General features: G+C 59.9%; 9 protein-coding genes. 6 read left to right on the forward strand and 3 right to left on the reverse strand.

The window, feature by feature from the left end:
* Positions 1-36 precede the first annotated feature (36 nt).
* Entirely contained in the window at positions 37-1,068 is a 1,032-nt protein-coding gene (locus BBF94_RS05210; protein WP_065257980.1) for an Ldh family oxidoreductase, read from the reverse strand.
* Positions 1,069-1,252: 184 nt separating this feature from the next.
* On the opposite strand from BBF94_RS05210, the gene BBF94_RS05215 reads away from it, so the two are divergent.
* Both BBF94_RS05215 and BBF94_RS05220 read left to right on the forward strand, forming a co-directional pair.
* Positions 1,253-6,031: a dermonecrotic toxin domain-containing protein gene (locus tag BBF94_RS05215; RefSeq protein WP_065257981.1), complete on the forward strand. Its 4,779-nt coding sequence runs from the start codon at positions 1,253-1,255 to the stop codon at positions 6,029-6,031.
* 145 nt (positions 6,032-6,176) lie between these two features.
* A complete protein-coding gene (locus BBF94_RS05220) occupies positions 6,177-7,178 on the forward strand; it encodes a FecR family protein (protein WP_065257982.1) in 1,002 nt (333 codons plus the stop codon).
* Between the two features lie 57 nt (positions 7,179-7,235).
* Here the strand turns inward: BBF94_RS05220 and pvdQ are convergent, their stop codons facing one another.
* Positions 7,236-9,578 carry a bifunctional acylase PvdQ gene (pvdQ, locus tag BBF94_RS05225; protein ID WP_065257983.1) on the reverse strand — a complete coding sequence of 781 codons (2,343 nt, stop codon included), beginning with the start codon at positions 9,576-9,578 and terminating at the stop codon, positions 7,236-7,238.
* A 302-nt stretch (positions 9,579-9,880) separates the two neighbouring features.
* Here pvdQ and BBF94_RS05230 point away from each other — a divergent pair, with 302 nt between their 5' ends.
* Entirely contained in the window at positions 9,881-10,258 is a 378-nt protein-coding gene (locus BBF94_RS05230) for a fe2+ zn2+ uptake regulation protein (protein WP_065257984.1), read from the forward strand.
* Positions 10,259-10,276: 18 nt separating this feature from the next.
* Here BBF94_RS05230 and BBF94_RS05235 read toward each other — a convergent pair whose 3' ends face one another.
* Positions 10,277-10,465, reverse strand: a complete 189-nt coding sequence (locus BBF94_RS05235; RefSeq protein ID WP_065257985.1) for a hypothetical protein — start codon at positions 10,463-10,465, stop codon at positions 10,277-10,279.
* 157 nt (positions 10,466-10,622) lie between these two features.
* Between BBF94_RS05235 and BBF94_RS27910 the strand changes: the two genes are divergently transcribed.
* The 3 genes from BBF94_RS27910 to BBF94_RS05245 all read left to right on the forward strand — a co-directional run bounded on the left by BBF94_RS27910 (position 10,623) and on the right by BBF94_RS05245 (position 13,412).
* Positions 10,623-10,760, forward strand: a complete 138-nt coding sequence (locus BBF94_RS27910; protein WP_176704417.1) for a hypothetical protein — start codon at positions 10,623-10,625, stop codon at positions 10,758-10,760.
* Positions 10,761-11,021: 261 nt separating this feature from the next.
* Entirely contained in the window at positions 11,022-12,272 is a 1,251-nt protein-coding gene (locus tag BBF94_RS05240) for an MdfA family multidrug efflux MFS transporter (protein ID WP_065257986.1), read from the forward strand.
* 9 nt (positions 12,273-12,281) lie between these two features.
* Positions 12,282-13,412, forward strand: coding sequence for a LuxE/PaaK family acyltransferase (locus BBF94_RS05245; protein ID WP_065257987.1), 1,131 nt, complete (start codon positions 12,282-12,284; stop codon positions 13,410-13,412).

Here is a 13,412-nt window from a genome sequence, read left to right on the forward strand (position 1 = left end):
GCCATCGGGCTCGCCTTTTTCATGTCCGGCAAAACGTCACTCGCCCGCCAGTTCACGCAACTGCGCCAGGGTTTGCTCATCCAGCACGATGCCCTCGGCCAATGATCTGGCCCGCTGCAAATGCCGCCGATCGCCCGGCAAGCGCTTGAGCCCTGCCCCGTGCATCTGCCTGACCAGCTCCTGACTGCGCTCGGCGAAGCGCTGCCCGGCGGTCTTGCTCGGGTCGATCACGATCAGCAACTGACCGGTCCACGGGGTTTTGGCCCCTGGATGGTTCTTCCAGTCGAATTCGAACGAGAAGTTGCCGCCGGTCAGCGCGGCGGCCAACAGCTCCACCATCATCGACAGCGCCGAGCCTTTGTGCCCGCCAAAGGGGAGCAACGCCCCGCCTTCGAGAATCGCTTTCGGATCGCAGGTCGGCTGACCGAGGCTGTCCACACCCATGCCCGCCGGCAGCCTTTCGCCTTTGCGTGCGGCAATCTGTACATCTCCGTGGGCGATGGCACTGGTGGCCAGATCGAACACGATCGGCGCACCGTCGGCACGCGGCGCGGCAAAAGCGATCGGGTTGGTGCCGAACAACGGGCGGTCAGCGCCGTGGGGCACGACACAGGTCATGCTGTTGACCACGCTCAGCGCCACCAGACCTTCGTCGGCGAAAGGCTCGACGTCCGGCCACAGCGCGGCAAAATGATGGGAATTGCGGATCGCCAGTATCGCGATCCCGGCACGGCGAGCCTTTTCCACCAACAGCGAACGCGCCGCGGCCAGCGCAGGCTGGGCAAAACCGTTACCGGCATCGACACTGACAAAGCCTGAAGCCACGTCCTCGACTATCGGCACGGCCTGGCCATTGACCCAGCCGCTGTCGAGGGTCGAGACATAACCCGGAATCCGGAAAACGCCATGGCTGTGGGCGCCGTCGCGCTCAGCGTTGGCACAGTTGTGCGCCAGGGTCCTGGCGACCTCGTGGGAGGTACCGTGACGGATGAAGATTTTTTCCAGCAGTTGGGTCAGCTCGTCCAGAAAGACCGTGGACGAGACCGCATGATCGTGTGGCGCAGACATCTGAAGCTCCAGAATAATTATTGGAGGGAACAACAGCGTACGAACTGACGCATCCGGATTAACCACGGGCAGCCGGTGGCCTGTCAACCCTGCGAGATATTCATATACCACCCTTGCATTGCGTGCGTCCCCCAATCTCGAGCCCCACTACTCACGTGCAGACGCACACTGACGAGGCTTGACGATGCCCACCCCCACTTCTGCATTACTGTTTCCCGAAGCACTCGACGCCCCGGGCCGGTGGCCCGAACTGGGCAAGACCCACGGCCTGGAAGAAAAGGATTTCAGATGGCTGGCCGATGTCAGGCTGGCGTCCGATACCCTGCGGCGCCAGCAAAGGCCGCCCATGTACGCCGAACGTGTTCTGCTCAACGCCGACAGTCAGAATCCCGTTCCACTGCCGGGTGCATTTGTTCTGAGTGACACGCCTTACGACGAGGGCCAGATCCTCTACACCCCGCAAGAAGGCATCCGCAAATACCACAGTCGCGCGGACCTGAAGGCTCAGCTCGAATCACGCCTCGGAACAACCGACGGTCAGGACACCTTGCTGGCATTTCTACCCTTGACCCAGCAGCGACGACTACAGGATGCCGAGCGCATTTCAGTGACGTTTTCGATCATTGAGGGGGATGTATTCGAGGAGCGTGATTCCAGCCTCAGGCAAGGTCCCATACTCAACGCCCAGGCCATGCTGGACGAACTCAAGAAGCTGCCGACCCTGACGCAATGGCTGGACAGCGCACTGGATGAACTGCTCAAACCTCATTTCGGAGCGCTGCAACAACGTCATACCCGTGTCAGCGTTCATGCGGCCCGCGACGGTGAAAACCATCAGGCTTCCAACGGGGATGCCAGCGAAGCGGGCTCCATGAGTCTGAGCGAGGCGGTGTTGACGCACTATCGCCACCAGCGCTGGCCGGGTGATCGTCTGCCCGGGTTTTCCCACCCCGACAGGCCACCGGGCACGCACGATCAGGAGCAATGGAAAAATGCCGTCACCCAGGCATCGGGCATGTTGCCGGCCCTGCTGTTCCGCCAACTGGAGCATTACTGGAACGGCGCGGCGACCCTGGGATCGACCCGTCGCACATTGCTCGCCCGGGTCCTGGAAGACCAGGCCCGCGTCGACTGGCTGCTCAAGCGCGAGGCGGGAATACTCGATGCCAACCAGTTCTGCACGTTGCTTCAGTTGATTCGCCCCGCTGCCGAGGGCCCCCCCGCCCCCATCGCCGAGACCGTACGCCTCTGGGAAAACCCGGCCAATTATGTGGAGCTGGCCGGATCGCTGATGATCAGCGGTGCCGGCTCGTTTCTTTACACGCCCTCTCAGGGTCTGCAGCAGCTCAAGGATTATCAGGACCTGAAAGCCACCCTGCAGGAAAAATTCCTCGCCGAAGGTCACGAAGACGAGCTCTATGGGCTCCTGAGTCTGGATGAACGCAGCCGCTTTCTGGGTTTCGATCAGCCCCGGGTTTCGGGAGAGCGGGTAGCCGGCGAGGTCTTCCGGTTCCTCGGCGAATCGATCATCACCAAGCAGCGCCAGAACATCGAATACGCCCTGCAGGTGTTCCGCCTCAGCGACGGAGCGGTGAACCTCCACGCATTGTTCGACAAGAGCCTGGACATCCGCTCGATGATTCACGAGCGTTTGCAACAACTCGACACGCAGGGACGCTGGAGTACGCAGCCGGTCTGGTCCGGCAGCCAGCAGCCTTCGATCGTTCTGGCCGACAAGGCCCGCGCGGCCATAAGGACCTTCCATGCCGTCGACACTCCACTCCTGGAAAGTCTCGACAAGCAACCCATGGCGACCCGCGACACCCAGCGAGACTGGCTTGAAAACATGAAAGCGGATCTGGGCCACGCCTGGTTTGTCGGCATAAACGGTGAAGCCAGGCTCAGGGCATCGAGCGACAGTCTGCCCGACTGGGCCCGGGTGCTCGTCGAGACCGTCATCGATGCCGATCGGCCGAGCCACCTGGAACGACGTAGCCTCAACGGTTTCCGGCCCGACGCCTATGCACTCACCCTTGAGTCTCCCGACGGCAGGACGGTCTGGCCCCTGGCCCATTGCGTACTCATGACCGAGCGTGGAGGGCTCGACACCCGACATTCCGGGCGCACCGTGCTATGGACGCCCGCGCTGGGTCTGGAGGTTTTCGAAAACATCGCCATCGCCCGCCAGGCACTGGACCGACGCTTGCTCGACAATGTTCAACGTCTGTCGCTGCTGGAAAATATCGTTCCCGATCAGTACCTGCCCCATCAGCGCTACACCCTCGGACGGTTTCGCATCATCCTTCGCAACGTGCTGCACGAGCGCATGCAATCTTGCATCGAGCACTATCTGGCAGGTTGTGAACAGGTGCGTCAGCGTGTGACTGAAGTGATAAGGCGGGACAAGGCATTGTCAATGCTGCGCAAGACGCCGCTCCAGACCAATCTGCGCCTGGCATGCGAGCACGCCAGGGCCATCGAAAACCAGCAGACCTACCCTGCCTGGCTGAGCATGGCTCCGGTCAAGGATCAGAAACGGCACATCGAACTGCTTGAACGGTGGAACAAGAGTGTCATCGATGATCAGGATTACCTGAGCGGCGTGACTCCGCTGGCCGAGCATGTCCAACAAGCATTGAAAACTTCGCTGGGTCTTCGTTTTCCAAACGAGCATCTCGATCCCCGGCAGATCGAGATCATTCCCAATCTGGCGTTGGCCGGCCCGTCTTGCGACCTGGTGGATTTTGCCCTGAATCACGTCAATGTACTCCAGGGCACGGGGTACAGGGTTGCCTCGAAAACCTACGAGGCCTTGCCTCCCGGACTGGACCGCAAAATCGTCGATCAGTTGCTGCTGTCACTGGAGATCCCGGATACCTTCGGTCGAAAAGTGGCTGCGGCACTATCGACGAACACAGTTGAAGGCCGTGAACGCAAAAAGCGTTTTTTCCAGCAGATGCCCTGGCAACTGATGCAGCACGCCCATGCATTGAAACTGCAGCAGCATCTGTCTGCGAAGGCTTACGAGCAAATCATTCAGGGACTGGACATGCCCGATGGCTATGCCCGAGCCACGGTGCCCGGCGCTCATGTAGTCGTCAGCCCGCTGACACTGGTCAAGACACCCGGCGCCAATCCAGAGACCGTACCAGGCCTTTACGTCTTTTCTCCGGGTCAGAGGCACGAAGGACCGCTGGTGCTTTACGCGCCCTACACCGAACACGTGTTCCACGAGTTCGGGGACGAAAAGGCGTTGATCGCGGCACTGAATACGCCGGGTTCTCTGCAAAACCTGTTGATTCGGCGCTTGCCCCCCGGAAGGCAGGCGGTCTTTCGCAGCCTGCTGGCAGCTACCGTGGATGAGATCAGCGAAATGACCCTGGCCAGCCGTCCTGTCGAAGGCAACCTGCTGGAGCAGTTGTACGAAGATAATCTGGAGTTATTGCAACGACAGCTCGAGTCGCAGACCGACCGCGAAGCACAGTCCGATTGGGAAGTCGCCAAGACCCTGTTCAGCCGGGGCATCAGGCAGGTCTCGGCCATCCTGCCGGGCAAACTGGCCTTTGTGCCCTTTCTCTGGCGTGCCTTTGACAGCTTCGAGGACTCGGCCGAAGCCTTGCAGGATCATCACTGGAAACGCGCCTTGCAGTCCTTTATCGGCGGCGGAGTGCAAATGATTCAAATGGCGATGCTGCCAGAAATATCGGCCGGTGCTGCAGTTGCCGAACAGGAAGACGAAACCGCCGATTTCAGTGAATTCGAGCCGACTTCGCCGATGCGCACCCGGATGCAATCATCGGAAGCCGACGACGTTGCACTCAAGGATCTCGTATATGGCTCAGTCACCGGCACTTACCGGCAACCCACCTCCAATCGCGATTACACCGCCATCGATGGCAAGGTCTACGAGATCAAAAAAAGTGACTCGGCCTGGCAACTGGCAAGCACGGGAAAACACGGCCCGCTCTTTCAAAAAAGCGGCCTGGCGATGGTTCAGGTACCGGCCTGGCAGACCGTTCACTACGGCCAGGCCTTCAGGAAGCTGGCCGAGCGCAACACCATCTCCCGTCTACGCCGGACCATGTTGAACATCGAGGCTCGCGGCATGGATGAAATCCGCCTGAAGTACCCGGAAAAAGCCCGGGTGCTGGTGAACGCCATCGATCTCGCGCGACGCTATGCATTCTATTGCCTGCATAACCTCACACCACTCAGCAGCGGAACCGACAATCCGCGGGTATCCCGCTTCCTGGAAGATTTTTTTGATGTGCCCCGCATCACCACTGCAATGCTGGTCAAGATCAACAACACGATCATCCCGATCTGCCAGGCGCTGGTGGACCCGACCGATGAACTGCTGGACACCGATCGCTTCGTTGTTGGATCAAACCGGTTCCTGCCCGATGTCATTGCGTTCGTGCTGGACGGCGACGCAAAAAAACAAGTGCATTTCACTGAGCACTTCTTCGACCAGCAGTTGGATCAGTTCAAAACCTATTTGCTGGAGCCGTTCGATGTCGATGGCCATGCGCAGGCCTCGACACTGATTCATGAATTTGCCCACCAGTTCAGCAAAGCACTGGATATTGCCTCGTTGAGGGCACGGGAGCCGTTCAGCGACCTGGTTTCGACCATCACAGCCTCTGGGGCGTTACTGTTTCAGGAGCTCGAGTTCGATCAGAAATCCGCATTGTCATTGAGCACTCCGAGGGCGCAGCTGTTCGCGGAATGGAACACGACAATCAAGTCCTGGGTCAGCATCGACAACATTCCGGAGTTGCAGCTCATCAGTGCCGAGGTTCTCAAACTGACGAAAAGCCAGACCATCCGGGAGGCCCGCAACGCTTTTCTCGATCAGCAATCGCCCGACGCACGGATTGACGTCATTCTGCGCAATGCCGATTCCATCGCCCGTCTGATCTGCGAAATCGGCCGCCAGCTGGATCCGGTCCAGTCCCCTTGAACGTAAACATTCGCGAGCCCGGTTCCCGTGCATCCTGATTTGCAGGTATCGGGTGAAAAATGCCGCCATTGATGGGAAATAGCCATGACCGCAGTTCTCGCCACCTTCCCGTCAAGGTTAGAATGCAGCAAATCAGGACGAGTCAATGACCCAGAACACCCTCTCCGAAGCCGAATACGATGCGATCACCGATGCCGCTGCGCATTGGTGCATGCGCCTGCACGCCGTCGATTGCACCGCCGAGGAACGGCTCGCGTTCGAGCAATGGCGCAGTGCGCACCCGCTGCATGCCTTCGAGTACGAGGCCATGCTGGAAATCTGGGAGGTCGCCGAACACCTTCCGCGCCCGGAGCCGGCGGTGGTCGCACCGATCCGCCGACCGACCCGGACCTGGCGTCAATACGCGGTAGCAGCGTCGGTCTGCGCGATGGCGCTGCCACTGGCGGCCTGGACCGGATGGAACCTGGGCTGGCTGCCCGACAGCTATCAGCACTTTGCGGCCACCGATAATGTTCGCCATGTCACCCTGGGCGATGGCAGTCAGGTCGAGTTGAACCTCAATACCGAACTGACTTTCAGCAACTACAAGGACGAGCGGCGTGTCACCCTGAAAAAGGGTGAAGCGTTCTTTGAAGTCAGCCATGACCTGAGCCACCCGTTCATCGTCAAGGCAGCCGAAGGCAGGATTCGTGTCACCGGTACCCGTTTCAATGTCTGGATGTATGAAGATCAGGTGAAGGTCAACCTGGTCGAAGGTTCCGTGCTGGTCACCAGCAACACTCAGTTGTCCGGTGATGGCCTGCGTCTGGGGCCTTCGATGCAGGCGCGCTACAGACACGGCGATTACATGCCGCAAATCAGCCAGACCTACGCCGGCGACACCTCGCTGGCCTGGCGCAGCGGAAAGTTGATTCTCGATAACCTGGCGTTGAACGAAGCCCTGCCTCTGATCAACCGTTATCTGGACAAACCGCTGATGCTGGCCGATAACGCCACGGGGTCGATCCGGGTCGGCGGTATCTACAACATCAAAGAGCTCAACAGCTTCGCCGGCTCGATGCCCAAAGTCCTGCCGGTGTTCATCACCCGCAACAAGGACGGCAACCCGGTGATCAATCCGATGCCGCAGCAACCGCCAAAAAGCTGAAGGCCGCCTCTTTACGGAGGCGGCCTTCAATGTGTGTTGCGACAGTGTGACGACTGATTACTGCGCCGCCACGCTTCCCGATTTATCCAGTGCTTCACTGACGCTTTGCACCTGATACTGGGGATCGGCCTTGATCTGCTGTTCGGTGAACGGCAATGCGCTCCACTGTTTTTTCGAAAAGGCTTCGGTCTGATCCCGCGAGTATTTCGACGCCGGATCGCTGGACAGCGAAAACGCAAGCAGCCCCTGAGCGTGCGGCCCGTTGTCATCGAACGTCACCACTTGCAGATAGCTGGTGCCGCTGACCACTTCCAGTCTGCCGTCTTCACGGGGCACGCTCTGGATCGCGTTGTAGATGCCCAAGGTACCGGGACCGCCATGAATCGGCGTCTGCTGACCGCCGCTGCTGGCCACCTGGACATCGCCCCAACGGGTTTGCGCGGTCAGCCCCATCTTGCCGGCCGATTCCGCTGACGCCAGCATCGCCTCACGCAGCGCCTTCATCACTTCGGGCTTTTCAGTCGCCAGTCCGCGCGGGGTGTGCCGGGCGTCCTTCGGGTCGAATGCCACGCGCCAGGCATCCGGCGACGCCTGCAGGGCTTGCATGATGGTCTGGAAATGCACCAGGCCGATTCCCGAATCCAGATTGGCTCGACCATCCCACGCCTTGAGACTGGCGCACACAGGCTTCAATGCCGCTTCGCCAGCGGCCTGTGTACCACAGAACTGCAACAGGTCCGGCAGTACCTGGCTGGCCAGGTACACCTGATCGTCCATCACCATGTGTTGCAAGTCCTGCACCGAAATCCTCCCCTTTTTGCTCAGGCTTGCCAGGCGATCCAGTGCAAAGCGCGAACGCAGACCCAGTGGCTGATCCTGCTGACTGATCAACGGCGAAAATCCGGTCAGCGGTTGCGCAGGATTGGCCAGCCAGGCCGAATCGTTGGAGTGCTGGACGAAATCCTTGCGCAACAGTTGCGGCAACTGGCTGGAAGCGAAAATGCCCTGCTGTGCCGCTTTCGGATCGATATCCCAGGCGCAGTCACTGTTGGAGCCATCGAGCACGATCATCTGCAACCCCATGCGTGGATCGCTGCATTTGGCCAGCTTGTCGACGCTGACGTTCGGCACCACCGACAGGTTCATGTACAGCGTCTGCCCCTTGTCATCCACAGCCAGCGTATTGACCCACGGGATGCCCTGAATCTTGTGTACCGAGTCCCGCAATTGCTTGAGGCTGGCCGCCTGGTTCATGGCGTACCACTGCGTCAGCACACGGTCGTTGTCGAGATTGGCGTCGCGCAGGCTGTAGGCGTACTGGTTGTCCCAGTCCAGCTTGCCGGGCCATTGCACGATCGGACCGAACTGCGAGCTGTAGATGTCCCGAGTCACCGGCACGATCTGGCCATCTGCCTGTCTGGCCTGAACGGTGACGGTCTGTTTGTTCAATGGCAGGGATTTTCCGTCCAGCAGGTAGCGGGTCGGATCCTTCGGATCGAGTTGCAGGCGATACAGGGTGAAATGTTTGGACGCATCGACGGTATGGGTCCAGGCCAGATGCCGGTTGAAACCGATGTTGATCATCGGCAGGCCTGGCAACGCAGCACCCATCACATCCAGCTTGCCCGGAATGGTCAGGTGCATCTGGTAGAAACGCATGCCGCCAACCCACGGGAAATGCGGATTTGCCAACAACATGCCGCGACCGTTAAAGGAACGTTCGCTGCCCACTGCCACCGCGTTGCTGCCGCGGTCCAGTGCAAAGCGTTGCAGGCGAGTGGCCGCCAACTGATAGGCCCGGGTACCCTGTTCGACCCGAGCGCTGGCCTGAGGTGGCGTCGCCCCCGCCAGCGCCTCGGCGAACTGGCCGACGCCGCCCTCTACCAGCAACCGGCGCGTCAGCTTCACCAGGTCTTCGGCGGTGATTTCCCGCACCCACTCGCCCTGACACTGCGGTGGCAGCCCCTGCTGGCGACGCTCGGCCAAGTAGCGGTTGTAGCCGGCGGCATAACCTTGCAGCCGATCACGCACCTCGACCGGCTGGGCCTGCCAGAACCCACTGACCGCCTGCGGGGTGTTGAGCCACTGGAAGAACACATCACTGACGCGATTCTCGCGCTCTTCGACCGTCATCTGCTCCGGACCGAAATAACGTGAACGCTCGCCGTTGACGGTCACGATCTCGTTGGCCAGCAGGCACAGATTGTCCTGCGCATAGGCGTAACCGATGCCGAACCCGAGGCCGCGTTCGTTCTGCGCACGGATGTGCGGGACGCCGAACTGCGTACGACGGATGTCGGCCTCGGCCTGGGAGGAAGGGCTGAAGGCATGCGCCGACAGACTCAGCCCGAGAAACATGCCGGCAAGGGTCAGCCCGGTTAACCGCCTGGAAATAATCACGCTCGCTCCTGATCGAAATGCCGAGGAGCGGATCCACGTCGTACCGAACCGTTTGAGATTGCAGCGGATCCGCTCCGGAAAACACCCTTGCGTCCACGCGCAATGAGCCTGATCGGAAAACGAAACCGATGAAAAAAAATTTAGGGAAATACCCGGGCGATTCAGGCCCTGATCACGGGAAAAAGACGAATCAACGACAAATTTTCTACATTTTTCGCTTCATGATTTGTCGGGCTGATACGTCTTGTTTAAAGAGAGCACCAGAAATCCTTCCTGATCAGGCTCTGAAAAGGAGTAATCCCATGTACAACCCGCAACTACCATCGGACGGTAGCCAGGCACATCAAGGAGCTTCCATGGGTTCGCACGCCGGCGTATTCGGACAACGCGCCGAACGCCACGGCAATGAACGTATTCGCCTGCTGCTCAAGAGCTTCGGCCTGCGCACCAGCCTGATTCGCCTGAAAGTCATCGACGCCCTGCTGATCGCCGCCGAGAGCGACCGTAGCCTTGGCGTGCGCGGTGTTCACAGCCAATTGCTGGAGCTGGGCATTCCGCTGTCGTTTCTCAGTGTGCGCGAAGTGTTGAAGCGTCTGTGCGCCGAAGGTGTCATCACCTTCAACGCCGACAAGAGCTACAGCCTGCATCCACAGGCCGCCGCTGTCCTCAACAGCCACTGAATCCCTTCCCGAGCGCCGTCAGGGTTTGACCTTGCGGCGCATCACGCCGTTGATCACCACCACGACCACCGCCACCCCCATGGCGATGTACTGGAACATTTTTTCGCTGAGCATCCCGGCGTTCTGCAGCCAGGACAGGCCGAGCATGATCGCCAGCACGGCGACGGCGATCAGAATCGAATATTTCAAACGTTGCGACTGGGTCATTGCGGGTTCCTGAAACCTGGAAATGTATCGGTTTTGTATCGGCGTTGATGCCATGCGCATACCCATTCGCGGGGATGCGCCGCCATAAACGCGGTCACATGTTACAGCCGATGAAGAGATTTGACTTCATGCGGCTTTAACCATGAGGATTCTTGAAATGCTGCGTCGAATCACCTGGCTGATTCCAGTTCTGGCACTGCTCACACTGAGCGGCTGCATCATCATCCCCCACGGCGGCTGGCATGGCGATCATCGCTACTACGGCGCCGGCCCTGGTTACTACCAGCATCGGTAAATCCGACATTTGAAGAACACCGACAATGCTCGTTTCAAATGCAACATTTGATTGAATGCCCATGAAAAATGCCCACGAGGATGTGGGCATTTTCTATTGTTTTCTTATCATCAGGCTTCGGACGTTTCGCTACTGACTGTAAGAGAACAGGACTTCGCAATATTCGGTAAATTCCCGACACATCTGGCCACATCAACATCGTAGGAATGCGCCCTGCTCGCTCCTAGCCTTCGCCTTTCCAATCGAAGGCTGTCAGCACGCATGCAACGAACGCTCATTCACATCTCTCCACTGAAAACATCAGGCTTCTGCCTGGCCATCTCGCTATTCGAATGGCTGACCTATATGGCCAGCGATCTGGTGATGCCTGCCATGCTGGTGGTGACCCAGGACCTCGAAGCAGATCCACGTCATATCCCCAACGCATTCAATCTGTATCTGATCGGAGGCGTCTGCCTGCAGTGGCTGATCGGGCCTCTGTCCGACCGGTTCGGCCGCCGCACGCTGCTGTTGAGCGGCTGCGCCCTCTTCGGCGTCACCTGCGCAGCAGCGTTCGCCACACCTGGTATCGAAACCTTCAACGCATTGAGGCTGTTGCAAGGCATGGGCCTGGGGTTCGTGGTGGCCGTCAGCTACCCCGCACTTCAGGAAGTGTTTTGTGAGGCGGATGCCGTGCGAATCATGGCCTTGCTCGGCAACATCGCATTGCTGTCTCCGTTGCTCGGCCCATTACTGGGCAGTCTGCTGCTGGAATGGCTGAGCTGGCGCGAACTGTTTCTGGGTCTGGGGCTGACAGCCGCGATCGCGTGGCTCGGGCTCTTTGCCTGCATGCCCGAAACCGTCGGGATCGTTCGTCGCGATGGCGGCCGGCTGGCTGCGGTCCCACTGTCCTGGCGCCAGACCCGTCTTCGGTACGCGGCCCTGTCGCGCAACCGGAACTTTCTCGCTGCAAGCTTCGCGCTCGGGCTCATGAGTCTGCCACTGATCGTCTGGATCGGCCTCTCACCGTTGTTGTTGATCCAGTTACTGGGCCTGTCGACCCGAGAGTACGCCTTGTGGCAGATCCCGATATTCGCGGCGGTCATCGTCGGCAATCTGATCCTTGATCGTTTGCTGGCATTGCGCGAGCTGCCGCAATTGATTCGCCTGGCGCTCTGGCCGTTCTGTCTGGGGCTGCTGATCCTGCTGGCCGGCGCACTGACCGGCGCCTCCCTCGGCCTGTTGATCAGCGGGCTGGTGCTGTACGCCGTGGGTCTGGGCATCAGTAATGCCGCGCTCTATCGCCTGGCACTGTTTTCCAGCGATGACAGCAAAGGCCTGGTGTCAGCGGTGATCGGCATGATCTCGATTGCAGTAATGGGCGCCGGCGGCTCGATCATCGCCGCGATCGGCGCAGGTTCCCGCCTTGAATCCTTCGCCTTGTGGGCGGCACTGGGTGGTCTGCTGAGCCTGCCATTCCTGTACCGGTTTCTTCGGGCTTCAAAGCCACAAACCTCCTCCAGCCAGCCATAAGGACATCCGATGTTCCATTTCCCTCACAGCGACGCGCTCTGTGCGATGACGCGACCCTACTGTTCGGAGTCCGTGCCAACGGCGCTTTTCGACCAGGCCATGGCCGAAATCAGCCGATTCCACTGTGAATATACGCCCGGCTACGAACATTGGTTGAACGCCAACGGCCTCACCGCGGCGGACCTGGACAGTCTCGACGACTGGTCGCAACTGCCCCCGATCTTCGCCAGTTTTTTCAAACAGCAACAACTGCTCAGCCCGACCGGTACAGACGCTTTGGAGCTGACGTCGTCCGGCACCAGCGGCCAGAAAAGCCGCATGCGCTACGACAAGCGCAGTCTTGGGGCCGCCCAGTTCATGGTCGAACGGATTTTCCACCACTACGGCTGGGACAACCCGCAGACACCGTGCAATTACTTGCTCCTGAGCTACGAGCCCGAGGTCAGCCTGCGTCTGGGAACCTCTTTCACCGATCAGTTTCTGTGCCGTTTCGCGCCCGTCAATCGCGTGGTCCACGCACTGCGTCGCACGGGTGGCAATCATGAGTTCGACGGTTTTGGCGTGATCGCGGCCTTGCAGTCCTTCGCCGAAGAGGGCTTGCCGGTGCGGATCTTCGGCTTCCCTGCCTTTCTCTGGCAGACCCTGCAACGCATGCGAGCCACCGGGGTGCCTGACCTGCAACTGGCCGAGGGCTCACTGGCCCTGTTTGGCGGTGGCTGGAAGACCCATGCGGCACAAGAGATCCCCCGTCAGCAGCTGTACGAGCGAATCCACGAGCAGTTAGGCATCGAGCCGTCCCGCTGCCGCGACGGTTACGGTGCGGTCGAACACCCGGTGCCGTATCTCGAGTGTGCTCACCATCGTTTCCATGTTCCGGTCTATTCGAAGGTCTTCGTGCGCAATCCATCCGACTTCACGGTGTTGTCTTACGGTCACCAGGGCTTGCTGAGTTTCGTCTCGCCCTACATTTCCTCAAGCCCCGCCCACGCGGTGGTCATGAGCGATCTCGCCACCCTGCACCCAGGCGTCAGCTGCGGCTGTGGTCTGTCCGCCGACTGGTTCGAACTGCATGGCCGCGCCGCGACCACCGCCGGCAGAAGCTGTGCCATGGCCGCCTCTGAACTGCTGGGGGCTCTCTGA

Source organism: Pseudomonas bananamidigenes, from assembly GCF_001679645.1.
Taxonomy (GTDB): domain Bacteria; phylum Pseudomonadota; class Gammaproteobacteria; order Pseudomonadales; family Pseudomonadaceae; genus Aquipseudomonas; species Aquipseudomonas bananamidigenes.